25 protein-coding genes are annotated in these 24,572 nt (G+C 70.9%); 14 read left to right on the top strand and 11 right to left on the bottom strand.

The genetic code is table 11. The features are described from left to right. Positions 1–85: 85 nt before the first annotated feature. On the top strand, positions 86–1,015 hold the full coding sequence (locus ACFFGE_RS05540) for a pirin family protein (RefSeq protein WP_376835107.1): 930 nt from the start codon (positions 86–88) through the stop codon (positions 1,013–1,015). A 3-nt stretch (positions 1,016–1,018) separates the two neighbouring features. Here the strand turns inward: ACFFGE_RS05540 and ACFFGE_RS05535 are convergent, their stop codons facing one another. Then, positions 1,019–1,981: an alpha/beta fold hydrolase gene (locus tag ACFFGE_RS05535; RefSeq protein WP_376835105.1), complete on the bottom strand. Its 963-nt coding sequence runs from the start codon at positions 1,979–1,981 to the stop codon at positions 1,019–1,021. An 81-nt stretch (positions 1,982–2,062) separates the two neighbouring features. On the opposite strand from ACFFGE_RS05535, the gene ACFFGE_RS05530 reads away from it, so the two are divergent. Continuing rightward, positions 2,063–3,436, top strand: a complete 1,374-nt coding sequence (locus tag ACFFGE_RS05530; RefSeq protein WP_376835103.1) for a class II 3-deoxy-7-phosphoheptulonate synthase — start codon at positions 2,063–2,065, stop codon at positions 3,434–3,436. Positions 3,437–3,439: 3 nt separating this feature from the next. Here the strand turns inward: ACFFGE_RS05530 and ACFFGE_RS05525 are convergent, their stop codons facing one another. Further along, positions 3,440–4,627 (bottom strand): FAD-dependent oxidoreductase, encoded by a 1,188-nt coding sequence (locus ACFFGE_RS05525; protein WP_376835101.1) that lies wholly within the window; start codon positions 4,625–4,627, stop codon positions 3,440–3,442. 97 nt (positions 4,628–4,724) lie between these two features. Between ACFFGE_RS05525 and ACFFGE_RS05520 the strand changes: the two genes are divergently transcribed. After that, entirely contained in the window at positions 4,725–5,306 is a 582-nt protein-coding gene (locus ACFFGE_RS05520) for a prephenate dehydratase domain-containing protein (RefSeq protein ID WP_376835099.1), read from the top strand. Between the two features lie 283 nt (positions 5,307–5,589). After that, complete coding sequence (locus ACFFGE_RS05515; RefSeq protein ID WP_376835097.1) at positions 5,590–6,348, top strand: chorismate mutase; 759 nt, start codon at positions 5,590–5,592, stop codon at positions 6,346–6,348. Positions 6,349–6,554: 206 nt separating this feature from the next. On the opposite strand, the gene panC is transcribed toward ACFFGE_RS05515, so the two are convergent. Beyond that, positions 6,555–7,433: a pantoate--beta-alanine ligase gene (panC, locus tag ACFFGE_RS05510; protein WP_376835095.1), complete on the bottom strand. Its 879-nt coding sequence runs from the start codon at positions 7,431–7,433 to the stop codon at positions 6,555–6,557. Positions 7,434–7,508: 75 nt separating this feature from the next. On the opposite strand from panC, the gene ACFFGE_RS05505 reads away from it, so the two are divergent. From ACFFGE_RS05505 to ACFFGE_RS05495, 3 genes are all read left to right on the top strand, one after another. Then, positions 7,509–8,135 (top strand): SPOR domain-containing protein, encoded by a 627-nt coding sequence (locus ACFFGE_RS05505; protein ID WP_376835093.1) that lies wholly within the window; start codon positions 7,509–7,511, stop codon positions 8,133–8,135. A 104-nt stretch (positions 8,136–8,239) separates the two neighbouring features. After that, a complete protein-coding gene (locus tag ACFFGE_RS05500; RefSeq protein WP_376835091.1) occupies positions 8,240–9,064 on the top strand; it encodes a division plane positioning ATPase MipZ in 825 nt (274 codons plus the stop codon). A 2-nt stretch (positions 9,065–9,066) separates the two neighbouring features. Then, a complete protein-coding gene (locus ACFFGE_RS05495; RefSeq protein WP_376835089.1) occupies positions 9,067–9,486 on the top strand; it encodes a J domain-containing protein in 420 nt (139 codons plus the stop codon). Position 9,487: 1 nt separating this feature from the next. Here ACFFGE_RS05495 and ACFFGE_RS05490 read toward each other — a convergent pair whose 3' ends face one another. Continuing rightward, positions 9,488–10,039: a superoxide dismutase family protein gene (locus ACFFGE_RS05490; protein WP_376835087.1), complete on the bottom strand. Its 552-nt coding sequence runs from the start codon at positions 10,037–10,039 to the stop codon at positions 9,488–9,490. A 125-nt stretch (positions 10,040–10,164) separates the two neighbouring features. On the opposite strand from ACFFGE_RS05490, the gene gyrA reads away from it, so the two are divergent. Beyond that, entirely contained in the window at positions 10,165–12,909 is a 2,745-nt protein-coding gene (gene gyrA, locus ACFFGE_RS05485) for a DNA gyrase subunit A (protein ID WP_376835085.1), read from the top strand. Between the two features lie 2 nt (positions 12,910–12,911). Beyond that, positions 12,912–13,709 (top strand): aminotransferase class IV, encoded by a 798-nt coding sequence (locus ACFFGE_RS05480; protein WP_376835083.1) that lies wholly within the window; start codon positions 12,912–12,914, stop codon positions 13,707–13,709. A gap of 1 nt (position 13,710) precedes the next feature. Here ACFFGE_RS05480 and ACFFGE_RS05475 read toward each other — a convergent pair whose 3' ends face one another. Further along, the gene (locus tag ACFFGE_RS05475; protein WP_376835081.1) at positions 13,711–14,253 is read right to left on the bottom strand and encodes a general stress protein; all 543 of its coding nucleotides are present in this window, start codon (positions 14,251–14,253) and stop codon (positions 13,711–13,713) included. A gap of 161 nt (positions 14,254–14,414) precedes the next feature. Between ACFFGE_RS05475 and coaD the strand changes: the two genes are divergently transcribed. Genes coaD through ACFFGE_RS05460 form a run of 3 tightly spaced genes read left to right on the top strand, consistent with a single transcriptional unit; the run spans position 14,415 to position 16,575 of the window. Next, positions 14,415–14,903: a pantetheine-phosphate adenylyltransferase gene (coaD, locus tag ACFFGE_RS05470; protein WP_376835079.1), complete on the top strand. Its 489-nt coding sequence runs from the start codon at positions 14,415–14,417 to the stop codon at positions 14,901–14,903. Positions 14,904–14,908: 5 nt separating this feature from the next. Further along, the gene (locus ACFFGE_RS05465) at positions 14,909–15,730 is read left to right on the top strand and encodes a peptidylprolyl isomerase (protein ID WP_376835220.1); all 822 of its coding nucleotides are present in this window, start codon (positions 14,909–14,911) and stop codon (positions 15,728–15,730) included. Further along, positions 15,727–16,575 carry a peptidylprolyl isomerase gene (locus ACFFGE_RS05460; RefSeq protein ID WP_376835077.1) on the top strand — a complete coding sequence of 283 codons (849 nt, stop codon included), beginning with the start codon at positions 15,727–15,729 and terminating at the stop codon, positions 16,573–16,575. The genes ACFFGE_RS05465 and ACFFGE_RS05460 overlap by 4 nt, the downstream gene beginning before the upstream one ends. Here the strand turns inward: ACFFGE_RS05460 and ACFFGE_RS05455 are convergent. After that, a complete protein-coding gene (locus tag ACFFGE_RS05455; RefSeq protein ID WP_376835075.1) occupies positions 16,560–17,621 on the bottom strand; it encodes a Ppx/GppA phosphatase family protein in 1,062 nt (353 codons plus the stop codon). The genes ACFFGE_RS05460 and ACFFGE_RS05455 overlap by 16 nt on opposite strands. Before the next feature lie 149 nt (positions 17,622–17,770). Between ACFFGE_RS05455 and hspQ the strand changes: the two genes are divergently transcribed. Further along, positions 17,771–18,085 carry a heat shock protein HspQ gene (hspQ, locus tag ACFFGE_RS05450; protein ID WP_376835073.1) on the top strand — a complete coding sequence of 105 codons (315 nt, stop codon included), beginning with the start codon at positions 17,771–17,773 and terminating at the stop codon, positions 18,083–18,085. Positions 18,086–18,147: 62 nt separating this feature from the next. After that, complete coding sequence (phhA, locus tag ACFFGE_RS05445; RefSeq protein WP_376835071.1) at positions 18,148–19,020, top strand: phenylalanine 4-monooxygenase; 873 nt, start codon at positions 18,148–18,150, stop codon at positions 19,018–19,020. Between the two features lie 9 nt (positions 19,021–19,029). On the opposite strand, the gene ACFFGE_RS05440 is transcribed toward phhA, so the two are convergent. The 5 genes from ACFFGE_RS05440 to ACFFGE_RS05420 form a co-directional block, all read right to left on the bottom strand. Beyond that, the gene (locus ACFFGE_RS05440; protein WP_376835069.1) at positions 19,030–19,419 is read right to left on the bottom strand and encodes a hypothetical protein; all 390 of its coding nucleotides are present in this window, start codon (positions 19,417–19,419) and stop codon (positions 19,030–19,032) included. A 96-nt stretch (positions 19,420–19,515) separates the two neighbouring features. Further along, positions 19,516–20,859, bottom strand: a complete 1,344-nt coding sequence (locus tag ACFFGE_RS05435) for an N-succinylarginine dihydrolase (RefSeq protein ID WP_376835067.1) — start codon at positions 20,857–20,859, stop codon at positions 19,516–19,518. After that, on the bottom strand, positions 20,856–22,274 hold the full coding sequence (gene astD / locus ACFFGE_RS05430) for a succinylglutamate-semialdehyde dehydrogenase (protein WP_376835065.1): 1,419 nt from the start codon (positions 22,272–22,274) through the stop codon (positions 20,856–20,858). The genes ACFFGE_RS05435 and astD overlap by 4 nt, the downstream gene beginning before the upstream one ends. 7 nt (positions 22,275–22,281) lie before the next feature. Then, a complete protein-coding gene (astA, locus tag ACFFGE_RS05425) occupies positions 22,282–23,289 on the bottom strand; it encodes an arginine N-succinyltransferase (RefSeq protein ID WP_376835063.1) in 1,008 nt (335 codons plus the stop codon). Further along, a complete protein-coding gene (locus tag ACFFGE_RS05420; RefSeq protein WP_376835061.1) occupies positions 23,289–24,539 on the bottom strand; it encodes a hydrolase in 1,251 nt (416 codons plus the stop codon). Before ACFFGE_RS05420 ends, astA begins: the two co-directional genes overlap by 1 nt. Between the last annotated feature and the right edge of the window lie 33 nt (positions 24,540–24,572).

Below are 24,572 nucleotides of genomic sequence, written 5' to 3'. Positions count from 1 at the left end.
CGCGGACCGCAGCGGCCGGCCCGACTTGCGCGCGTGGGGTGGCGGCCCCACTCTCGAACGGGACATCTCAGCCGGGGCCAAGCCAATGATCGACCTCGTCATCAATGCTCGCAAGAAGGACCTGGGCGGTTTCGAGGTCGGCCGGGTGCTGCCGTTCCACCAGCGTCGGATGGTCGGCCCCTTCATCTTCCTGGACCAGATGGGGCCGGCGGAGTTCGCGCCGGGCGCCGAGGCGATCAACGTGCGGCCGCACCCGCACATCGGCCTGTCGACCCTGACCTATCTGTTCGAGGGCGAGATCATGCACCGGGACAACACCGGCGCGACCCAGGCGATCCGGCCCGGAGAGGTGAACTGGATGACCGCCGGCAAGGGCGTGGTCCACTCCGAACGCACCGACCCGCTGAAGAAGAGCCAGGGCGGCCCCATGCATGGCATGCAAGCCTGGATCGCTCTGCCTCTGGAATCCGAGGACGTGGACCCCTCGTTTCACCACCACGGGGAAGCCGACCAGCCCGCCTATGAGAACGGCGGCCTGTTCGCGCGTCTGGTCGCGGGCGAGGCTTATGGCGCCAAGGCGGCCGTGCCGGTGTCCTCGCCTTTGTTCTACGTGCACTGGGAGTTGGCCGAGGGGGTGCGCACCGCGCCGCCGCCAGGCCGCGGCGCGGGCGGCTACTCCGAGCGGGCCCTGTATGTGGTGCGGGGCGAGGTCGAGGTCGGCGACCAGACCTTCCACGAAGGCCAGATGATCGTGCTGGAGCCCGCAGCCGAGCCGACGGTGACGGCCAAGCGCCCGTCGACCGTCATGGTCCTGGGCGGCGAGCCGGTCGGCGAGCGCATCATCTGGTGGAACTTCGTCGCCTCCAGCCAAGCCAAGATCGACGCGGCCAAGGCCGATTGGAAGGCGGGACGCATGAAGCTGCCGACCGAGGACGATCTGGAGTTCATCCCCCTGCCGGATGTTCCCTCGACGCCCGAGCCGGCGCCCAAGCCGGATCAGACGCACCCGGTCTGAGCGTCACGCCACCGAGCGGATGAAGGTGATCAGCAGGTCGTTCACCTCATCAGCGCGCTCTTGCTGCAGCCAGTGACCGGCGCCCTCGAGCACGTGCCCGCCCCGCAGATCCGTGGCCCAGTCCTTCAGCCCCGCCTCGTGCGCGCCGGCGTAATGGCGCACCGGATCACGCTCCCCGACGATGAAGAGCGCCGGCTGTCGGATCTTCTTGTCCTGCAGAAAGGCGGTCAGCGACCAGTTCAGGTCCAGGCAGCGATACCAGTCGATCGGACCTCGAAAGCCGCCGGCGGTGAAGGCGTCCACGTATTCTTGGAAATGATCCTCGCTCATCCACGGCGGCAGGGTCGCATCGTCGGCGACGGTGGACAGAAAGTCCTGCCCCGCCGGAATGAACCCCGTGGACTGGCGGGCGTCGGGCGTGGCGCCGTCGTAGGCGTAGAAGGCCTTTCTCAGCGCCGAAGCCACGTCGACCTCGAACACGCGGTGGGCGTCCTCGGCCTGGAACTGGTTGATGTAGAGCTCGCCCATGCCGGCGCGCCGGGCGATGGCGGCCATTGCCGGCGTCGGCGGACCGTTCGGGCGGCGTGGCTGGAACGGCACCGACAGGCCGGCCACGGCGCGAAACAGGTCCGGCCGCATCAGGGCGCAGTGCCAGGCCACCGGCGCGCCCCAGTCATGACCGACGACAACGGCCGAGGTCTCGCCCAGCGCCCGGACCAGATCGACCATGTCGCCGACCAGATGCAGGATGGTGTGCGCGTCGCGATCCTTAGGCTTGTCCGTGCCGCCGTAGCCGCGCATGTCCGGCGCGACGGCGCGGGAGCCGGCGTCGGCCAGCGCCCTGACCTGCGACCGCCAGCTGACGCCCAGCTCAGGGAAGCCGTGGATCAGGAGCACGAGCGGACCCTCGCCGGCCTCGAGCACCTGCTGGGTCAGGCCGTCGGTCTTCACCCGATGCGTCTTCATGCCCCGCCTCCGTGCGTCGCCCATGCCGCAGTTGCACAGTGTTCATTGTTCGGAGGGGTGTGAAGGCCTATTCTGGGGCGCATGAACACGCGTTGGACCCCGGACAGCTGGAGATCGAAACCCGTCACGCAGATGCCGACGGATTATCCTGACGCGGCCGCGCTCCAGGCCGTGGAGGATCGCCTGCGCGGCATGCCGCCCCTGGTGTTCGCCGGTGAGGCGCGGCGCCTGACCGATCGATTGGCCCAGGTCGAGGCGGGCGAGGCTTTCCTGCTTCAGGGCGGCGACTGCGCCGAGAGCTTCAAGGAATTCTCGACCGACAACATCCGCGACACCTTCCGCCTGATCCTGCAGATGGCGGTGGTCCTGACCTTCGCCGGCAAGAAGCCCGTGGTGAAGGTGGGCCGCATCGCCGGCCAGTTCGCCAAGCCCCGCTCCTCGCCCGTCGAACAGATCGGCGACGTCGAGCTGCCCAGCTATCGCGGCGACATCATCAACGGTATGGCGTTCACGCCCGAGGAGCGCGTGCCGGACCCGGAGCGCCTGATCCGCGCCTACAACCAGTCGACGGCGACGCTGAACCTGCTGCGCGCGCTGGCCGAGGGCGGGTTCGCGGACCTGCACAACGTCCACCGCTGGACGCTGGAATTCGCCGCGCAGAACCCGTCCCAGGCCCGGTATCGGGAGGTGGCGGAGAAGATCGCGGACGCGCTCGAGTTCATGGACACCCTGGGCCTGACGCAGGAGACGCATCCGATCCTTGCGCGGGTCGAGATGTTCACCAGCCACGAGGCGCTGCTGCTGAACCTCGAAAGCGCCCTGACCCGCCTGGACGGCGCGACGGGCGAGTGGTTCGACACCTCCGCCCACATGCTGTGGATCGGGGAGCGCACGCGCCAGCCGGACGGCGCCCACGTCGAGTTCATGCGCGGCATCAAGAATCCCATCGGCCTGAAGTGCGGGCCGACGATGGAGCCGGACGACCTGCTGCCGCTGATCGACATCCTGAATCCCGACAACACGCCGGGCCGCCTGACGCTGATCGGCCGGTTCGGGGCGGACAAGGTCGGGGACCGGCTGCCGCGTCTGATGCGGGCGGTGAAGGCCCACGGAAAGCGAGTCGTCTGGTCGATCGACCCGATGCACGGCAACACGCTGAAGGCCGGCAACGGCTACAAGACGCGGCCCTTCGAACGCATCCTCGGCGAGGTGCGGACCTTCATCGACGTGGCCGAGGCCGAAGGGGTGCATCCCGGCGGCGTGCATCTGGAGATGACCGGCCAGAACGTCACCGAGTGCCTAGGCGGCGCCCACGCGGTGACCGAGGACGATCTGTCCAGCCGCTATCACACGCACTGCGACCCGCGTCTGAACGCCGACCAGGCGCTGGAGCTGGCCTTCCTGGTCGCCGAGCGCCTGAACAGCGGGCGCCAGAGCCGGTCGAAGGCGGCCTGACGCTCAGACGGCCGCGGGCCGGGGCGCGAACGCGGCGGCGGCGCGCAGAATGGCGTCCTGCGCCTCGAGGGTGTCGATGGTCTCACCCTCGACATCATACCCGAACATGTCGCCGGCGATCCGCTGCACCCCGACGCCGTCGGGCCGCGACATCACCGACACCCCGTTGCCGTAGAACCCGTACCGCACCTCCGGCTGGGGCGGCAGCCAGGCCATCTGGCCGCGCACCGGGACCAGGGTGTCGTCGCCGAACAGGGCGCGTGCGCCATAGCCCGTGCAGTTGACGATGACGGGCTCCGACAACGCCGTGAGATCGGCGGGCGTGTGGAAGGTGCGCCTTTCCAGCCGGCCGCCGTCCGCCTGGAAGTCGGCGATGAGGCGGCGGGACAGCTCGGCGATGTTGAACTGCATCTCGGGCGCGACGCGCACACGCTCGGCCTGGAAGCCGTGCTGATCCGGCGACAGAGGACGCGAGCGTGGCGTCAGGCCGGCGAGGCGTGAGCCGTAGCTTGCGAAGCGGATCTCGACCGGCGGGGTGGCGGGCAGGGGCTGGAAGCCCGTGTCAGGGTCGGGCGCGCGCACGCCGCCGACGCCGTAGCGATCCAGAAACGCCACCGGCTCGGCCGGCTGGCCGACATAGGTCTGGTGCATGGCCCAGGACGCACGGGCCATCCGCTCCCACACGTCCGGAAAGGCGGCATCGACGCGGTCCGCGTCGGCGATGCGTGAATCAGGGGTCCACAGGCCCGTCGCGCGCGCCGACCGGGTCTCGGGCAGGCGTTCGGACGCATAGACGGTGACCCTCGCGCCGGCGCGCTGAAGCAAAGTCGCGGTGGTCAGTCCGATCGCGCCGCAGCCGATCACCGCGACGGAGCCGACGCCGCCGGACAGCGCCAGTTCGCGCGCGATCTCCGCCGAGCCCCAGGACAGCGACCAGCCGCTGCCGCCGTGGCCGTAGTTGTGGACCAGCCGCTTGTCGCCCAGCGACTCCGCCTCGACCCGGGGCCCCGCGGGACGGAACGGACGGCTGCACACCGTGATGCGCACGATGCGGTCGCTGGACAGATTGAGCGGCGGCAGGTGTGTTCGTGCGGTCGCCGGCGGCGGGGGGAGCACGGTCGTCGACGCGCAGGCCCCGAGGCTCAGCGCGCCCGCGCCAAGCAGGAGGCTGCGCCTCTGCATCAGGGTCATCGCCTCGTCCTCGCGTCCGCGTCGCCCCAGGCCTTGTGCCCGACGGCCATCCTCCGGACAATGCGTGACGATCCGTGACCCCGCCCTCGTTGTTGCCATGAGCCAAGCCGACACCGCCGCCGATACGACCGCACCGGGCCGGGTCGCCTATCAGGGGGCGCCGGGCGCCTTCAGCCATGAGGCGTGCCTGGCTCTGCGTCCGTGGGACGAGGCCGTGGCCTTCGAGACCTTCGAAGCGGCGATCGAGGCGGTGCGCGACAGCGACTGTCAGCTGGGGCTGATCCCGGTCGAGAACTCGACCATCGGCGTCGTCGAACCGGCGTCGAGCCTGGTCGCGGCCTCGGGTCTTCAGGTGCTGACCGAGGTGTGGCGACCCATCCGGCTTGCGCTCATGGCGATCGAGGGCGCGCGACTGTCCGACATCCGCACGGTGGAGAGCCATCCGGCCGCGCTGGCGCAGTGCTCGGCTTGTCTCGCCTCCATGGGGCTGACGGTCGCGCAGGCGTTCGACACCGCGGGGGCGGCGCGGGATGTGGCGATGAGCGGCGACCGCACGCGAGCGGCCGTCGCGCCGATCGGCGCCGCCGAGGTCTACGGCCTGTCGATTTTGCGCAACGACCTTCAGGATTCGCCCGATAACCGCACGCGTTTTGTCCTGATCGGCCCTGCGGCCGCTTGACGTCGCACGGCGATTGCGTGAGTTGAGGGACAAGAGCGCGTCTCGCGCTCGCCTCTGGAACCGGACCATGTCCTCGCCGCGCGCCGACAGCCTGTCGCCCACCCACCGCTCGCGCGCGGCCGGTTTCTATTTCGGCTATCGCTTCTACGGCTTTCGATACGCCGGCTGAGGCGTCGGGCTCCTTCCGCTCCTGACAGCCTCGCCGGCGACCGCTCCGACGGGGCGGCCCCGCGCCAACGCGCATCCCTCATCGAAATCCGAACATGTCGAAAGCCGTAGTCCCATGTCCTCTTCCTCCCTCAAGCAAGTCTGGCCGGAGCCCGCCGAAATGACCGCCGAGCAGATGGCGCTGGCGGCGCTTCGCCACGAAATCGATGAAATCGACGACGCCTTGCTCGATCTCTTCCGAAAGCGTCTGTCGCTGGCCTCGTGCGTCGGCCAGGCCAAGGACGCCCCGACCGGTCCGCACACCAAACTGCGTCCTGACCGCGAGCAGGCGGTCATGGCCCGCATGCTGACCCGCGCGGCCCCCGAGGACGCCGAGGCCGTCGAGGCGCTGTGGCGCGAGATCGTGGGCTGGGGCCTGAACCGCCAGGGGCGTCTGCAGGTCCAGGTATGGGCCCCCACCGATCCGACCCGCGCCTATGACGGGGCCCGCCTGCGCTTCGGCCGGGCGGCCGAACTGAAGCTGGTGCGCGACCCGCAGGCGGCCCTGCGCTTCGCCGCCGACGGTCATGGCGTGGCCGTGCTGGGGCTCAACACGGACGACGCCTGGTGGACGGCGCTGGTCCGGGAGTGGTCCAGCCTGTCGGTGTTCGACGGTTTCGGCGGCGATATCCCGACCTCCCTGGCGGTGGCCAAGATCGACCCGGCCGCCCTGCCCAAGGGTCGGCGCGTCGTGGTCTCGGCGGGTGGCGACGCCGGTCTGGGGTCCAGCGCCCGTCGATGGGGATTGGCCACCCATCACGGCTGGTCGCTCTCGCTGACGGATGCGGCGCTTGAGCGCGGCGAGATCGAGGGCTGCGTCGGCGCGATCGGCTAGGTCGTCAGCCTATTGCCGCGCTCATGTAGTTCGTTGACTTCAGTCCGCCGTCGCCCTCGGGCTCGACCCGAGGGCCGGACCGTCCCGTCGCACGTCCAGCAGGCATGGAGTACCGAGGGGTCCGCGCGCCGCCTTCGAGCAAGACGCGGTCCTGCGTCCGATCCTCGGGTCAAGCCCGAGGATAGCGAAGTTTATGGGTGCAGACCCTAGACCGGCAGGTTGTCGATCAGCCGCGTCTTGCCCAGCCAGGCGGCCGCCAGAATGCGCGCCGGCGCGTCCACGACGCCGTCCCGGAACGCGGCGAGATCATCCGCGCGGCGGATGCTGACGTAGTCGACGCGTTCGAAACCGGCCTTGAGCAGGGCGGCGAAGGCGTCGCGCTCGACACCTGGTAGGGGCCGACCCGCGGCCGCTTGCGTCGCCGCGTCCCGCAGGATGACGTTGAGGCGTCGGGCGACGCCCAACTCGGCGTCGGACAGGTAGGCGTTGCGGCTGGACAGGGCGAGACCGTGCGCGTCCCGCGCGGTCGGGGCGCCGACGATCTCGGTCGGGATGTCGAGGTCGCGCGCCAGGCGGCGGACGACCAGCAGCTGCTGATAGTCCTTCTCCCCGAACACCGCGACGTCGGCCTGGACCTGGTTCAGCAGCTTGGCGACCACCAGGGCCACACCGCCGAAGAAGTGGGGGCGGAAGTCGGTCTCGAGCCCCGCCGACGGACCATCAACCTCCACCCGCGTACTGAATCCCGGCGGATACATCTCGGTCGCGTCGGGCGCGAACAGCAGGTGGCACCCCGCCTGGGCCAGAAGCTCGGCGTCGCGGGCCTCCTGTCTCGGATAACGGCCCAGGTCCTCGTGCGCGGCGAACTGGGTCGGATTGACGAAGATGCTGGCGACCACGCGGTCGGCGCGGCCCAGGGCCTCGCGGACGAGACCGATATGCCCCTCGTGAAGGGCGCCCATGGTCGGAACGAAGCCGACGGTCAGACGCTCCTCACGCCAGGATCGAACGGTCTGGCGAAGCTCGCGCACCGTGCGTGCGACGGGCAGCGGCAGGGCGGGGTCGACGGCAGGGTCTGCGGACATGGTGAACCCGTTAACTCTCGCCTTTAAGCCTGTTCCTCAACGGGGCTTCAAAGCCCGGGCGCTAGGGTCCGGCTTATGACCTTCGGTGTCCGACTTCGTAAAGCGCTCATCGTCGCGCCCTTCATCGCAGTGGCCGGATGCGGCGGCGGGATGGAGGCCGATCAGGGCCGCTTCGAGAACCTGGCGCGCATGGTCGCGGCGGTGGACGTGCCCGCGAAGGGCGAACCGTCTGCCCGGCTTCCGGCGGCGACCAGCGCGGACGCCGGCCTGCGGCCGGCCGTTCGGGTCGAGGTCATGGACCCACACGACCTGTGGGACGCGCGTGACGCCGGTCTGCGGGGCGTGGTCGAAGCCGCCGCGCCCGCCGTCGTCGAGGCCGCCGCGCCGGCCGTGCAGGCCGCCGCCGTCGGGGCCGTCCAACGGACGACCGATCAGGCGATCCGCCGTGTCGCTGTCGCCTCCGAAACCACGATCATCCAGCTGGGCGCCTTCTCCAGCGAGGCCGCCGCGCGCGCCGCCTGGAGCCAGGTGAGCGCCGGCGCGGCCGCACGCATCGCGGGCGGGCTGGAGCCTAGCTTCACCACGGTGGACGTCAACGGCCGCACCTTCACCCGCCTGAGGGTGCGGGCCCCGGCTAAGCAGGCCGCCGCCCTGTGCCGCCTGGCTGATGTGGCCGATCCCTGGTGCCGGTCCGCCGCCTGAGGCGACGGCCCCCTTAACCTCTCGTTGACGAACGGCGGCCGCTCCCCGAGTCTGGTCGTCCATGGCGCGTGCGTGAGTCGGCGCGCCCATCTTCGGAGAGGGTCATGACCCAGCCGCTGGTCATCGTCGTCGGCAACGAGAAGGGCGGGGCGGGCAAGTCCACCCTGGCCATCCACGTCGCCACAGGCTTCCTGCACGCCGGACGACGGGTCGCCATCATCGACCTGGATCTGCGCCAGCGGTCGCTGTCGCGCTTCTTCGCCAACCGCGCCGCGTGGACCGAGGCCAACGAGGTCCGCCTGCCCATGCCCTTCGAGTCCGACCTGGGGGACGGCGCGGCGCTCGCCAGGGCGGACGAGGCGGTGCAGCTGGCGGCGTTCGAGGCGGCCATGGCGGCCTCGCGCGAGGCGGAGGTGATCCTGATCGACACGCCGGGGGGGGACACCCCGACGTCCCGCGCCGCCCATGCGTCGGCGGACCAGATCATCACCCCGATGAACGACAGCTTCGTCGACTTCGACCTCCTGGGTCAGGTCGATCCGGTGACGCTGGATCTGAAGAGCCCCTCGATCTACGCCATGAGCGTCTGGGAGGCGCGCAAGGAGCGGGCCGTGAAGGCCGGTCGGCACGCCACGATCGACTGGCTGGTGGTCACCAATCGCCTGGCCGTGGCCGAGGCGCGCAACCGCCGTCGCCTGGAAGAGCGGATGGAGAAGCTGGCCAAGAGGGTCGGTTTCCGCATCGGGCCCGGTCTGCGCGACCGGGTCATCTATCGCGAGCTGTTCCCGTTCGGTCTGACGGTGGCGGACCTGTCCGCCGAGGTCCGGCCGGTGGCGGTCTCGCTGGCGCACGTGGCGGCGCGCCAGGAGCTGCGGAATCTCATGCAGGCGATGGGCGTCGACGGGCTGGACCTCGACAAGGCCGCCTGAGGGTGTGGACGATCCTGCTGATCGTGGCCGTCGTCGGCGTCTGGGCGCTGGTGCGGCTGGGGCGGCAGACCGAGGGCCCCCGGCGCGGCCAGTGGCGCGTGACCGCGACCCTGATCGCGGCGGTGATGATGGCCGGCGGCGCGCTGGCGACGGCGCGCGGCGGCTTCATCCTCGGGCCGGCGCTGCTGATCGGGGCGCTCTATCTTGTGCTGCAGTCGCGGGATCGCCCGGTGCGACCTAGAGCCGAGGCCATGTCGGCCGAAGAGGCGCGCAGCCTGCTGGGCGTCGGGCCGGGCGCGAGCGACGCCGAGGTCCAATCCGCTTGGCGCCGTCTCATGGCCCGCGCCCACCCGGACCAGGGGGGCGCCGAGGGCCTGGCCGCGCGGCTCAACGCGGCCAGGGACCGGTTGCTGGGAAGGTAGCTCAGCGCGCCTCGAAGACGCCGCAGGCGATCCGAGCTCCGGCCCCTCCGATGGGCTGGCTCACGTGATCGTCGGGGTTGGCGTGCACGATGAAGGCCAGGCCGTCCGCGTCCAACAGGTCATGGCCGCGCTCCGTCAGTTGCGGGCCGGCGGCGTAGACCTCGGCCATCGCGGTGCCATCCGCCGCGGCGTAGACGTTCTGCAGGTCCCCGAGCTCGGGACCCCCGTCCATGTTGAGCAGGCCGTGCGCCCGGTCCGTCGTCGGGTGATCGACGTGTCCACCGGCGGAGGTGAAGCCCGGCCCCTCGCACACGCCGGTGGCGTGCAGGTGGACGCCATGCCAGCCGGCGGGCCAGCCACGTCCCTCCACCCTGAGCAGCAGGCCCAGCGGCCCGCGATAGGCGGTCACCGAGCCCGCGTCGCCGCCCTCGGCGGTGCGGAGTTGCGCCACCGCGACCGGCTGCGGGGCCGAGGCTTCCTGCACCGAGGCGCAGGCGGGAACGGCCAGCGCGAAGGCTGTGACGGCGATTGCGGTGGAGAGCGTTCGACGCATGCGAAAAGTCCTTGTGCTGACGGGCTCCGAGGCCTTGGCGCGCTTGGCCTTCGGCCCCCCTGGGTGTTAGAAAACCCCCAGACGGAACCTGTTCCGATTCCCGGCCACGCAGAGCCTGAAATTCCTTGACTGACGACACTCAAATTCCCGCCGGCGCGGGCGCCGACGGCGACGTTTCCGTCATCGCCATCGAAGACGAGCTGCGGCGCTCCTACCTCGACTACGCGATGAGCGTGATCGTCAGCCGCGCCCTGCCCGACGCGCGCGACGGCCTCAAGCCGGTGCATCGTCGCATCCTGTACTCGATGCACGACCTGAACATGACGCCCGAGCGCGCCTATTCCAAATGCGCGCGGGTGGTCGGCGACGTGCTGGGCCGGTTCCACCCGCACGGCGACGCCTCTGTCTACATGGCGCTGGTGCGCATGGCGCAGCCCTTCTCGATGGGGCTGATGCTGGTCGACGGCCAGGGCAACTTCGGCTCGGTCGACGGCGATATGCCGGCCTCCATGCGATACACCGAGGCGCGCATGGCGACGGCCGCGACGGCGCTTCTGGCCGACATCGACAAGGACACCGTCGACTTCCAGCCGAACTACGACGGCAAGGAGCTGGAACCGGTCGTCCTTCCCAGCCGCATTCCGAACCTGCTGGTCAACGGCGCGGGCGGCATCGCTGTCGGCATGGCCACCAACATCCCGCCGCACAACCTGGGCGAGGTGATCGACGGCTGCGTGGCGCTGCTGGACGATCCGGAGATCGCCGAGGACGCCCTCTTGGAGCTGGTGCCCGGCCCGGACTTCCCCACCGGCGGCGAGATCATGGGTCGCACCGGCGCGAGGAACGCGCTCAGGGACGGGCGCGGCTCGGTCGTCGTGCGCGGCAGGGCCTCGATCGAGGAGATCCGCAAGGACCGCGACGCCATCGTCATCACCGAGCTGCCCTATCAGGTGAACAAGCAGCAGCTGATCGAGCGCATCGCCGAGATGGTGCGCGAGAAGCGGCTGGAGGGCATCGCCGACGTCCGCGACGAGTCCGACCGCCAGGGCATGCGCATCGTCGTCGAGCTGAAGCGCGAGGCGTCCGGCGACGTCATCCTGAACCAGCTCTATCGCTTCACCGCGCTGCAGAGCTCGTTCGGCGTCAACATGCTGGCGCTGGATCGCGGCCGGCCGGAGCAGATGGGCCTGCGCCGTCTGCTCGAGGTGTTCCTGGAGCACCGCGAGGAGGTGGTCGTCCGCCGCATCAAGTTCGAGCTGAACAAGGCGCGGGACCGGGGCCATGTGCTGGTCGGCCTGGCCGTCGCCGTGGCCAACATCGACGAGGTGATCCACATCATCCGCTCTTCGGCGGACCCCGCCGAGGCGCGCGAGCGGCTGCAGGCCAAGCCCTGGCCGGTCGGCGACATGATGGCGCTGGTCGAGCTCATCGCCGACCCGCGTAGCGTCGTCATCGACGGCGACAAGCTGCGTCTGACCGACGAGCAGGCGCGCGCCATCCTGGCCCTGACGCTCAGCCGGCTGACGGGGCTGGGCCGCGACGAGATCATGGGCGAGGCGCGCGACCTGGCGGGCGTGATCCAGGGGCACCTGACCCTGCTATCGGACCGCGCCAACATCCTGGCGGTGATCCGCGAGGACCTGCTGGCGGTGAAGGCCGAATTCGCGGTCGAGCGCCGGACGATCATCGGCGAGGGCGACGCCGAGATGGAGGACGAGGACCTGATCCCGCGCGAGGACATGGTCGTGACCGTCACCCACTCCGGCTACGTCAAGCGCACGGCGCTGGCGGCCTATCGGACCCAGCACAGGGGCGGCAAGGGCAAGTCCGGCATGTCGATGAAGGACGAGGACGCCATCGTCGGCGTGTTCTCGGCCTCGACCCATACGCCGGTGCTGTTCTTCGCCACCAACGGCAAGGCCTACAAGCTGAAGACCTGGCGCCTGCCGCTGGGCGCGCCGACCTCGCGCGGCAAGGCTTTCGTCAACCTGCTGCCGATCGAGCCGGGCGACTCGATCATGAACGTCCTGCCCCTGCCGGAGGACGAGGCGACCTGGGGCGACTACGACATCATGTTCGCCACCCGCTCGGGCGACGTGCGGAGGAACAAGCTCAGCGATTTCGCGACCGTGAACCGCGCGGGCAAGATCGCGATGAAGCTGGAGGACGGCGACCGCATGGTCGGCGTCGCCCTATGCACCGGCGAGGACGACATCCTGCTGACCACCGCGCTCGGCCGGGCCATCCGCTTCAAGGCCGACGACGTGCGCGTGTTCAAGGGCCGCGACTCCACCGGCGTGCGCGGCATCCGGCTTCAGGACGGGGACGAGGTGATCTCCATGGCCGTGCTCGGCCGCGTCGACGCGACGCCGGAGGAGCGGGCGGCCTATGTCCGGCACGCCAACGCCATGCGCCGCGCCGCCGGCGACGAGCCGGACGAGACGCCGGCGGACGCCGACGACGAGGCGACGGGCGACGCTGTCCTGTCGGTCGAGCGCATCGCAGAACTGGGCGCGGCGGAGCAGTTCATCCTAACGGTGACCGAGACCGGCTTCGGCAAGCGCTCCTCGGCCTATGAATATCGGCGCACGGGCCGGGGCGGACAGGGCCTGACGGCGCACGGCCTGGGCGGTCGGGCGGGCGCGCGCCTGGCCGCCGCCTTCCCGGTGGAGGAGAGCGACGACCTGCTGCTTGTCACCTCGGGCGGCCAGATGATCCGCACCCCGATCAGCCAGGTCCGCATCGTCGGCCGGGCCAGCCAGGGCGTCACCATCTTCCGCACGGCCGACGGCGAGCGCGTCGTCTCGGTCGAACGCCTGCCCGAGAGCGGCGGCGAGGATGAGGGCGGGGACGTCGAGGCCGAGGCCTGAGCTTGAAGGCGGCGCTGTTCATCGACGGCGCCCCGGCGACGTCCGAGGACCTGGCCCACATGGCGCTGGCCAACTACGGCGCCTACACCTCGTTCCGGGTGGAGCAGGGTGGGGTGCGGGGGCTGGACCTGCATCTGGAGCGCTTGTCCCGCCAGGCGATCGAGCTGTTCGGCGAGGCCCCGGCGGAGGGTCGGTTCCGCGGTCTGATGAGGAGCGCGCTGGACGGGCGACAGGACGCCTGGCTGCGCGTCAGCCTGTTCTCGCGTCACATCACCCACCGCGACGCCAGCTGGGTCGGCGAGCCCAGCGTGATGGTTGGCGTGTTCGATCCGCCGCCGCCTCTTCAGGGGCCCCTGAGGGTTCAGGTGCAGGCCTATGCGCGCGAGGCGCCGGAGCTGAAGCACGTCGCCACCTTCGGACTCATGCGCGCGCGTCGGCAGGCGCGCGCCGAAGGATTCGACGACGCCCTGTTCGTCGGCGCGGACGGGGTGATCTCCGAAGGCAGTCTCTGGAACATCGGACTACTTGAGGGGGACACGGTCGTCTGGCCCCAGGCGCCGATGCTTTGCGGCGTGGCGCAAACGCTGATCGATCAGGGGCTGAGATCCGTTGGCCTGAGGTCCCAGACCCGTCCTGTGCATGTGCAGGACCTCCCCGGGTTCGACGGCGCCTTCATCTGCAACAGCGCCACGCCAGCCTGCGCGGTCTCCGCCATCGACAGCCACCGCTACAGCGCCCAGCCGGAGGCGATCTCCCGGCTGGGCGCGGCCTGGGCTTCCCGTGAGGCCCAGGCGATTTGATTCAGCGCGGATCCAGCGATCGCGCCCGGGACGAGCTGTGGCCGCCGCTGCGATACAGGATGTCCTGCGCCGCCTCGGGACTGAGGCCGGCGGTCCCGGCGTCGACGGTGACGAGCGCGCCGCCGTCCTTGAGGCGCTCGCCGTAGTAGTCCGCGTCCTCGTCGCTCACGCCGTGTTTGCGAAGCGACTCGCCCAGGCCTGCGGCCACCGCGCCCACCCCGGCGCCGGCGGCCATCGCCCCGGGCGTCGCCGACGCCGCGATGGCGCCCAAGGCCGCGAGCGGGCCTACGCCGGGAATGGCCAGGGCGGCGACGCCGAGTCCCGCCCCCAGCGCGCCGCCGCCGACCAGGCCCCGGATGATGCTGCCGCCCTTGTGATGATCCTCGTCTCCCTGATGCTCCTGACCGCTCGCGAAGCTGCGGCCCTCCTGATGGGCGACGATGGAGAGGGCGCTGTCGGGCACGCCCGCGCTCCGAAGTTCGTGGACGGCCCGGTCGGCGTCGGCTTCGCTGTCGAAAACGGCTGAGGCTATGGTCTGGGTCATGGGACGTCCTTTGAGATTGTGCATGGGGGCCTGATGTCGGCGAGCGACAACCGCGCGGCGAGGGCGGGGTTCCTCTCGCCGCGACCTTCATCCGGCGGCCCGCGTCGGCTAGGCTCCCGGCTCAGCCGCTGCTAGATCGGAGCCGGCGGAGGGGATCAGCCATGCGCATCGGCCTGTATCCGGGGACGTTCGACCCGGTCACCAACGGTCACATGGACATCATCGGCCGGGCGGTGAAGCTGGTGGACCGGCTGGTCATCGGCGTGGCCAAGAACGACGACAAGGGGCCGCTGTTCTCGACCGGCGAGCGGGTGGCCATGGTCCAGGCCGAGGTGGCGGAAATCCAGGCCGACATCGTGGTCCAGCCCTTCGACACCCTGCTGATGCATTTCGCCGAGTCGCTCGACGCCAATGTGATCGTGCGGGGCCTGCGCGCCGTGGCGGACTTCGAGTACGAGTTCCAGATGACGGCGATGAACCAGCGGCTCAACGACCGGATCGAGACGGTCTTCCTGATGGCCGACCCCCGCCACCAGGCGATCGCCAGCCGGCTGGTCAAGGAGATCGCCAGGCTGGACGGGGCCATCGATAGTTTCGTCAGTCCGGCGGTGGCGCGCGCGGTCCGCGCGAAGGTGGGAGTGAAGGCGTGAAGACGATGATGCGTATGGCCGTCGCGGCCGCGGCGGCGCTGGCGGCGGGCTCCGCGACGGCCCAGGACGGCTGGACCCCGGTCGCGCCGGAGAACCTCTGGGTGCTGGACACCTCCAAGGGGCGGGTTCTGGTGGTGCTCGCGCCGGAGGCGGCCCCGCGCCATGTGGAGCGCATCCGGACCCTGACGGAGCAGGGATTCTACGACGGCCTGAGGTTCCACCGGGTGATCCCGGGCTTCATGGCCCAGGGCGGTGATCCGGAAGGCACGGGCGCCGGCGGCAGCGACCTGCCGGACGTTCCCGGCGAGTTCACCTTCCGTCGCGGGCGCGAGGCCGGCTTCGCGCCCCTGCCGCAGCGTCCCGGACGTCCGCTCGAGGGTCTGGTCGGCGTCATGCCGGTGACGACCCAGCCGGACGCCCAGATGATGGTGACCGCAGACTTCCGCGTGCCCGCGACTCCTCGGTTCTGCGCCGGCGTGCTTGGCATGGCGCGCAACAACGCGCCGGACAGCGCGAACAGCCAGTTCTTCCTCATGCTGGACGAGAACGCCGGGCTGAACGGGCAGTACACCGCGCTGGGCCGCGTCGTGGACGGTCTGGCCAACGTCACGGCGCTGAAGGCGGGCGATCCGGCCGAGGACGGGGCGGTCGGCGCGGACGCCGACACGATCGTGCGGGCGCGCATGGCCTCCGCCTTGCCGGAGGCGGAGCGGCCGGTGGTGAGGATCGCGGGCCCGCAGTCCGCCGAGCTCGCCGCCGCGCTGGCGTCCGCGCGCGACGTCTGCGACGTCGAACCGGTCGTGCAGGTCGCCGGAGCCGGGGCATGAGCTTCGCCTTGATCCTCGCCGCGTCGCTGCTGGCGCAGGAGCCGGCGGCACCGGTCGCGGCGCCCGCCGTCGCCGAGACGAGCTGGCGGGCCGTCGCGCCCGAGAACCTGCTGGTCGTCGACACCAGCAAGGGTCGGATCCTGGTTGAGATGGCGCCCGCCGCCGCGCCGCTGCACGTGGAGCGAATCCGCCTGCTGGCCGGTCGCGGATTCTATGACGGGCTGAGCTTCCACCGGGTGATCGAGGGCTTCATGGCCCAGACCGGAGACCCGCTGGGCACCGGCGACGGGCAGAGCCCCTATCCGGACCTGACGGCGGAGTTCACCTTCCGGCGCGGGCCGGAACACGCCTTCACCCCGGTCAGCGCCCCGCAGGGCGCGCTCCATGGCTTCATGGGCAGCCTGCCGATCGCGACCCAGCCGGACGACTTCATGGGCCGGACCGCCGACGGACGCGTGCACGGCTGGGGCGTCTATTGCCCCGGCGTCGCGGGCATGGCTCGCGGCGACGCCAACGACAGCGCCAACAGCCAGTTCTTCCTGATGCGCGACGCCTATCCGTCGCTCGACAAGCGGTACACCGTGTGGGGACGGGTGATCTCGGGTCTGGACGTGGTGCGTGCGATCAAGGTCGGGGAGGGCGCCGGCGGCATCGTGCCCGCCCCCACGGACCAGATGACGCGGGTGCGCGTCGCCGCCGACCTGCCGGAGGCGGAACGGCCGACCGCGCGGGTCCTGGACACCGGCTCGCCGGAGTTCGCGGCGCAACTTCAGGCCGTTCGCGCCGCGCGCGGCGCCGACTTCTCGGTGTGCGACCTGGACCTGCCGGTTCAGGTCGTGGGCTGAGAACGGCCGGACCAGCGACGCCGCCGTCGGCGCGGGCGACGCATCGCCTCCAGCAACAGACCCTCGCGCAGGCCGCGGTCCGCGACCCTGACCCGCTCGCTCGGCCAGCCCCGCTGCACGGCGTCCAGGATCGCCGCGCCGGCCAGCACCAGATCGGCGCGATCCGGCCCGATGCACGGGTCGGCGGCGCGTCCCTGGCGGCCCATCAGCCGCAGCCGCTCGATCGCGGCGTCGCATTCGCCCCGCGTCATCCACAGGCCGTCCACCCGATCGCGATTGTAGCGGGGCAGGCGCAGGTGGATGCCCGCCAGACTGGTGATCGCGCCCGACGTGCCGATCAGGTGCGCCCGGCCCTGCTCGAACAGGGGGCGCAGTTCGACGGCTTCCGCAGGCGCGCTGAGGGCGGCGGCCATCTCATCCACCATGCCGGCGTACCATGCGGCGGACCCGTCGTCGGGTTCCGGCAGCCGCTCGGCCAGGCTCACCACGCCCAGCGGCACGGACACCCAGGCGACCGTGGCCAGGCCGGCGGCGCCCCGCACCAGCCAGGAAATCTCGGTGGAGCCGCCGCCGACGTCGATGACCACCACCGCCTCGGCCCTGGGGTCGAACAGGTTGGCGCAGCCGGCGACCGAGAGCCGGGCCTCCTCGGAAGGGTCGATGATCCGCAGCTTCAGGCCGGTGCCCTTGGCGACCCGTTCCACGAAGGCGAGTCCGTTCTCGGCGGCGCGGCAGGCCTGGGTCGCGACCGCGCGCACACGATCCGGCGGCACCTCGCGGCGGCCCAGCCTTTCGGCGCAGATCGCCAGCGCGTCGTAGGCGCGATCCATGGCGGCGGGGTCCAGCCGTCCGGTGCGCGACAGGCCCTCGCCCAGTCGGACGATCCGGCTGAACGAGTCCACCACCCGGAACCCCTCGCGGGCCGGGCGCGCCACCAGGAGGCGGCAGTTGTTGGTCCCCAGGTCGAGCGCCGCGTGCAGCGTCGCGTCGCGGCCGGACGGGGACCTGGCGTCGCGCCGCTCGGGCGCGCCGGGGGTCTCCGGCATGGGTCGGTCTTTCCAGGGGCGGACCTTCTCGGCCGCCGTCGGGGTCAGCCTAGAGCGGCGGCGCGTCAGGTCAACGGCGCGTCGACATGACGGGAACCTGAACGTCGCACCCGGCGTCCGGGTCAGGCGCGGAGGCGTATGAGTCGATCATGACCCAAGCCCGATCCGCCAAGTTCTCGCTCGGCCAGATCGTGCGCCAGCGCGATCAGGCCTTCATCGGCGTCGTTCTCGACGTCGATCCCGCCTATGACGGTCCGCTCGACGTTCTCGGGCCGCTGCAACGGGATCAGCCCTTCTACCGCGTCCTCGCCGCCGGTCCGGACGGCGGCTTCATCGCCTACGCCGCCGAGGAGGCGCTCGAGCCCCAGCCCGGCGCCGGCGGCCTGGGCCCGGCCGACGAGGCGCGCTGGTTCACCGTGGACGCCGAGGGTCGCCACGCGCCCCGGGACCAGGTGCTGCACTGACCCCGCTCCGCTTGGCGCGGGGCGGCGCCCGGCTCTAGAGTGGGGCGGTCAGGAGCTTCGCCATGTCCGACTTCGAGCACGTGTTTGAGACGCCGCCTCCGGGCGCCGCCGCCGACTGGACCATCCCCCAGGACTGGCGCGACTACACCGAGGTCGAGCACCGGACCTGGTCGACGCTTTATGCGCGCCAGATGCAGGTGCTGCCGGGCCGGGCCTGCGACGCCTTCATGCGGGGGCTCGACGCCCTGCCGCTGGACGGAGGCATTCCCGATCTGGCGCTGCTGAACGAGAAGCTGAACGCCCTGACCGGCTGGACGGTCGTCTGCGTGCCGGGGCTGGTGCCCGACGAGGTGTTCTTCGACCACCTGGCCCACCGTCGCTTCCCGTCCGGACAGTTCATCAGAAAGCCCGACCAGCTGGACTACCTGCAGGAGCCGGACATCTTCCACGACGTGTTCGGCCACGTGCCGATGCTGACGGACCCGGATTTCGCCGCCTATATGGAGGCCTACGGCAAGGGCGGGCAGCGGGCGGCGTCGCTGGGCATGCTGCCGAACCTGGCGCGTCTCTACTGGTACACGGTCGAATTCGGCCTCATGAGGGAAGGCGAGGGCCTGCGCATCTATGGCGCGGGCATCCTGTCGTCGGCTACGGAAAGCGTCTTCTGCCTTGAGGATCCCTCTCCGAACCGGCTCGGCTTCGACCTGGAGCGGGTCATGAAGACCCTCTACCGGATCGACGATTTCCAGCAGGTCTATTTCGTCATCGACTCGCTGGAGCAGCTGAAGCGCGAGACGCTGCAGGACTTCGGCCCCATCTACACGCGGCTAAAGGGCGCTGAGACGATCGCCATCGACGCCGTTCTACCGACGGATCAGGTCTTCACCCGCGGGACCCAGGCCTACGCCGCCAAGGGCGGCCGGTTCGCCGCCTAACGCGCTGATTCAGCGGCGCTGAAACGCCGCGCGCACCTCGCCGGCGTAGCGGGGCGCCTCGAGAGTGCAGCCGAGGCCGTCCGCGTCCGGCTCGCACCCGGTCCACTGTACCGTCCACCCGGCGCCCAGCGCCTGCATGCCTTCGACCCTCAGATGCACGGGGGTGCCGCCCGGCTTGCGGAACCAGCACAGGCGGGGCGCGGCGTACGGATCGTAGGTGTGACGCGCCACGCCGCAACGGATGCCGACCGGCTCGCTGCGGACGATGGTTTCCGCCGGGATATCCCCGGTGACCGTCACGGTCAGCCGACCGTCCTGGGCGCCCTCGACTACGATCCCCTCCACGGTCGTCGGGCTGGCGGCCTGGGTCAGAGCGAGGGCGAGCGGAAGGAAGAGCACCGGGCGTCTCCAGTCATTTCAAGCGCGTGCTTCTGCAACGCCGCCGGGTTCCGCGCAACGGAGATATCGCCGCGTCCCGTCGCTCAACCGATCGGCTCACGTCGCCGTCCGCTGGAAAGGATAGAACCCGCCGCCGAGGCCGAGCAGGCGCGTCAGTTCGTCGAGCGCGCCGCGCGTCTCGTCCAGAAGGGCGGGGTCGGCCAGGTCATGGGCCGTCAGGGTGTCGCGATACCAGCGCGCGGCCCAGGTGTTGAGCCGCTCATGAAGCTCGGGCGTCAGACGCATCGCCGGGTTGGCGGCGGCGAGTTCGGCCTCGGTCATGACGACGCGCAGCCGCAGGCACGCGGGTCCGCCGCCGTTGCGCATCGACTGACGCACATCGACGAACTCGACCCGGTCGATGGGGCCGTTGGAGCCCACCAGTTGCTCCGTCACCGCACGGCTTCTGGCGTTTTCCTGGGTCTCGATAGGGCAGATCAGGGTCAGCCGATCCTCGCCCGGAACCTGGATCAGCATGGAGTTGAACAGGTAGCTGGAGATGGCGTCGGCCAGGGGCAGGTCGTCGGACGGAACCTCCACGAAGATCGGCTCGAACAGGCCCTCGGCGGCCCTGCGGACGGCGTCCTGGGTGTGCGCCGTGTGTTCGAACGCCAGCTCGTGGAAGAACAGGGTGTTCAGGGCGCCGACGCAGACCACGTCGTTGTGGAAGGCGCCGCCGGCGATGGCGGCCTTGCCCTGGCGCGCCAGCACCGGGCGGCCGGCGCCGTGGCGACGGGCGATGGTCTCGGACGCCTCCCGCGTCTGGCGCGCGGGGTAGGGGCCGTCCCAAGGCTCCCAGGCCTCGCGGCCCCAGACCAGGAGATTGACCCCTTCCCCGCCATGCTCGGCGCACAGGCGTACGTGATTGGCCGCGCCCTCGTCGGCGAGGTGCGTCACCGGCGACAGGACGTCATGGACGGCGAAGCGCTCCGGGTCCGGAAACAGGGCCTGAAGCGAGCGCCGCGTCTGCTCATGCTCGAGCGACCGGTGCAGGTTGGTCACCAGGTTCGCCGGGGTGAAGTGCAGGCGGCCGTCGGCGGCGTCGGCGCTGGGCGTCACCGTCGCCGCGTTGGCGGCCCACATCGGCGAGGCGGAACAGGCGGCGGCGGCGAAGGACGGCGCATCCTTCCAGGCGCGCTCCAGCACCTGGGCGTCCGTGCCACCAAAGCCCAGCGAGCGCAGGAAGGGAATGTTCGGCCGTTCGTGAGGCGGCAACACGAACTGCGGCAGGCCGAGGTCGTGCAGCAGGCGCATCTTCTTCAGGCCCTGCAGCACCGCCGCACGAGGGCTCGACGCCTCGCCCTTGTTCAGGCTTGAGGCGAGGTTGCCCGGCGACAGGCCCGCGTAGGAGTGGGTCGGCCCGATCAGGCCGTCCGCATTGGCTTCGACGGCGGGGGTCACGCGCGCAACCCCTTGATCTCGCTCTCGATGCTGCGGACGGCGTCGGCCTCGAAGCTGGCGACCGGATAGGCGCAGTAGTCGGCGGCGTAGTAGGCGCTGGGGCGATGGTTGCCGCTGGCGCCCAGACCGCCGAAGGGCATGTCGCCGGCGGCGCCGGTGGTGGGGCGGTTGAAGTTCACCACACCCGCGCGGATGCGGCGGATGAAGCGGTCCCAGTTCACCGGATCGTCGCTGACGAGCCCCGCCGACAGACCGTACCGGGTGGCGTTGGCCGCCGCGATCGCGGCCTCGAAGGTCGGGACGCGGGTGACCTGCAGGAACGGCGCGAACATCTCCTCGTCAGGGACCTCCACCCCGGTGACGTCGATGATCGCCGGCTTGACGAAGGCGCCCGGGAGGTTGCCGACGGGGCCGGAGCCGCGGATCACGCGCGCCCCGGCGTCGATGCGCTGCTGAAGCGAGGCCAGCGCGGCGGCGGCGGCCTTCTCCGAGATCAGCGGGCCGGCGTAGGGCTCGGGATCCGACGTCCAGGGCGCGAAGGTCAGCCGGTCGGACAGGGCCGCGACCGCCTCCACGACGGCGTCGCCCTGGGCGCCCTCAGGCGCGATCAGGCGTCGGGCGCAGGAGCAGCGCTGGCCGGTGGTGATGAAGGCGGACTGCACGACGATCCCGGCGACCGCCTCGGCGTCGGCCGCGTCCCAGACCACGAGCGGGTTGTTGCCGCCCAGCTCCAGCGCCAGGATCACGTGCGGATCGTCGGCGAACTTCCGGCGGAAGTGCGCGCCCGCCGCGCCGGAACCCGTGAACATCAGGGCGTCGATCGGCTGGTCCAGCAGGGCGGCGCCGACCTCTCGGCCTCCCTGCACGACATTGACCACCCCAGCGGGCAGATCGGCCTCGGCGAAGCACTCCGCCATCAGGGCGCCGACGGCGGGCGCTTCCTCGGACGGCTTGAACACCACCGTGTCGCCCGCCAGCAGGGCCGGCACGATATGCCCGTTCGGCAGGTGCCCCGGGAAGTTGAACGGACCGAGCACCGCCGCCACGCCGTGCGGCCGGTGACGCAGGACGGCGCGGCCGAAGCCGGTCTCGGTCTCGCGCTCGCCGGTGCGCTCGTCATAGGCGCGGATCGAGATATCGACCTTGCCGACCATGGCGGCGATCTCGGTCCTGGTTTCCCACAGAGGCTTGCCGGTTTCGTTGGAGATGGTCTCGGCGATGCGGTCTGCATTGGCCTTGAGCGCGCCCTGATAGCGCTTCACCGCCTCGACTCGGTCGTGACGCGGTCGGTCGGCCCAGTCCGGGAAGGCGTGACGCGCGGCCTGAACCGCCGCGGTCACCTCCGCCGGCGTGCTCTCGGCGCCGGCCCAGACGACCTCGCCGGTGGCCGGGTTGGTGGAGATCAGTTCGCCCATCGGTCCCTCAGTTCTTCACCCGCACCAGGTCGCCCTCGCGGACCTTCAGCGCCGCCGCGGTCTCGCGATTGAGGGTCGCCACGTCGTCCGCGATCTCGACCTTCTGCCGCACGGCGCGGAAATCCCTGACCGAAGCGGTCGAGACCAGCGACACCAGTTCGGCCTCGACCTCGTCGGCGATCCGCACCTTCAGGACGCGCGCGTCGCGCACGGTGCGGATGTTGTCGCGCTCGCACGAGACGGTCGGTCCGGCGTCGAAGATGTCCACCAGCCCGTTCGGCCGGAAGCCTTCGGATTCCAGCAGCGCCATCGCCGGCACCCCTTGCGGGTGCACCTTGCCGATCACCGCGCGCGCGGGTTCGGGCAGCAGCTGGACGTAGATCGGGTGGCGCGGGGCGAGGTCGAGGATGAACTGCTTGTCGGTCGAGCCGGTCATGCGATCGGCCTCGTCGAACTCCATCGGGAAGAAGCGGTGCGCGACATGGTCCCAGAACGGACAGGCGCCGTCGGGGGTGAAGACGCCGCGGAGCTCGGCCAGAACCATCTCGTTGAACAGGTCCGGTTCGGCGCCGATCAGCATGTAGCGCGACTGGCTGAGCAGGCGCCCGGCGCCGCCCTTTCGCCGGTCGGCCTTTAGGAACAGTGATCCGACCTCGGTCCAGCCGGTGCATTCGTTCACGAGCACCAGCGTCTGGTGATCCAGCCGCACGTTCAGGCTGGGAGACGACTGGGTCGTGTTCACCACCCGGAACGAGAAGAACGGTCGCTTCAGCCCGACAGCGGCCTTGACCGAGCCGACGCCGTCGACGTCGCCGGTGTCGGTCTCCTCCAGCATCAGGGTGTACCAGCACTCCTGCGGCGGTAGTCGGCCGGTGAAGCTGTCGCGGCTGAGGTCCAGACGCTCGGCCAGCTGGTCCGGATCCTCGGGCAGGCTGGTGAAGCCGGGCCCCGACAGGATGGCGAGCTCCAGCAGGTGGTCCAGATCGGCGGGGCCGGCGGGGCGAACGACCAGCATCAGCTCCCCTGTGTCCGCAGACGTTTCAGCGCCAGGGCGTCGATCTCGCCGGACGCAACCTTGCACAGGATCAGGGTCGACAGCCGCGCGCGCTCGACGAAGCTGTCGGGCCAGGCGAATTCCTGGTGCGAATGGATCAGGCCGCCCCGAACCCCCAGGGTGTCGACGTTCGGCAGACCCGCGGCGTGCAGGTTGTTGCCCTCGCAGACGCCGCCGGACGGCGCCCATTTGATCGGCTGGCCCAGCAGATCGCCGACCTGACGCAGCGCCTCGAACAGGGCGGTCTGGCCAGCGTCCATCGGCTTGGCCGGGCGGGTGAAGCCGCCGTGCAGTTCCAGCGTCAGCCCTTCCAGCGGCGGATCCCCGGCGATCTCGCGGATCGCGCCCTCGACCCAGCGGGCGGCGTCGGCGTCGGGCACACGGGTGTTGAACTGCACCACCGCGACGTCCGGAACCACGTTCAGCGCCGCGCCGCCGGTGATCCTGGCCACATTCACCGTGACTCCGTCGCGCCGCCCGTTCAGGTCGTGAAGGCGTGCGGCGGCCAGGGCCGCGCCGGCGACGGCGTTGATCCCCTCGTGGAAGGCGCGGCCCGCGTGCGCCGAGCGGCCGCGCACCACCAGCTTCCAGTTGCCGCTGCCCTTGCGGGCGCCGGCCAGCGCGCCGTCGGACAGAGCCGGCTCATAGGTCAGCCCCACGTGGCCCTTGGCGCCGAGTTCGGCCAGGAGGGGCGCCGACGCCGGCGAGCCGATCTCCTCGTCCGGGGACAGCAGCACGGTCCAGCCGACGCGCTCGCGGTGCGGGTGCGTCTCGAACGCCTCCAGTGCGCCCAGCATGACGGAGATGCCGCCCTTCATGTCGGCGATGCCGGGTCCGTTCAGGCGCCCGTCGGCCTGGGCCGTGACCTGCTGAAAGGCGCTGTCGGCCGGATACACGGTGTCGTAGTGGCCGGTCAGGACCACCTGCACCGGCGCATCGGGGCGGGTCGTGATCTTCAGCGCGTCCGGACGGGTCTGGCGCGTCACCTCGCCGCCGTCGGCGACCGCCGCATAGGGTCGGGTCGGGACACGCGCGACGTCCGCCGGCAGACGCGAGGCCTCCGCCTCGATCAGCGCCAAGGTGGCCTCCAGCCCCTCGAGATGATCGCTGCCGGAGTTGACGTTCGACCACCGGACCGCCCGGTCGATCAGGACCCGCGCCCCCCGCCCGACCAGGTCGAGGGCGGCATGATCCTGTTCAAGAATCCGCATGGCCCGCTTCTACCCTCGCCGCCGCCGAAGGTG

This window comes from Brevundimonas balnearis (assembly GCF_042434805.1).
Taxonomy (GTDB): domain Bacteria; phylum Pseudomonadota; class Alphaproteobacteria; order Caulobacterales; family Caulobacteraceae; genus Brevundimonas; species Brevundimonas balnearis.
The sequence above is the reverse complement of the archived record's forward strand: the minus strand, read 5'-3'. Positions and strand labels throughout refer to the sequence as shown.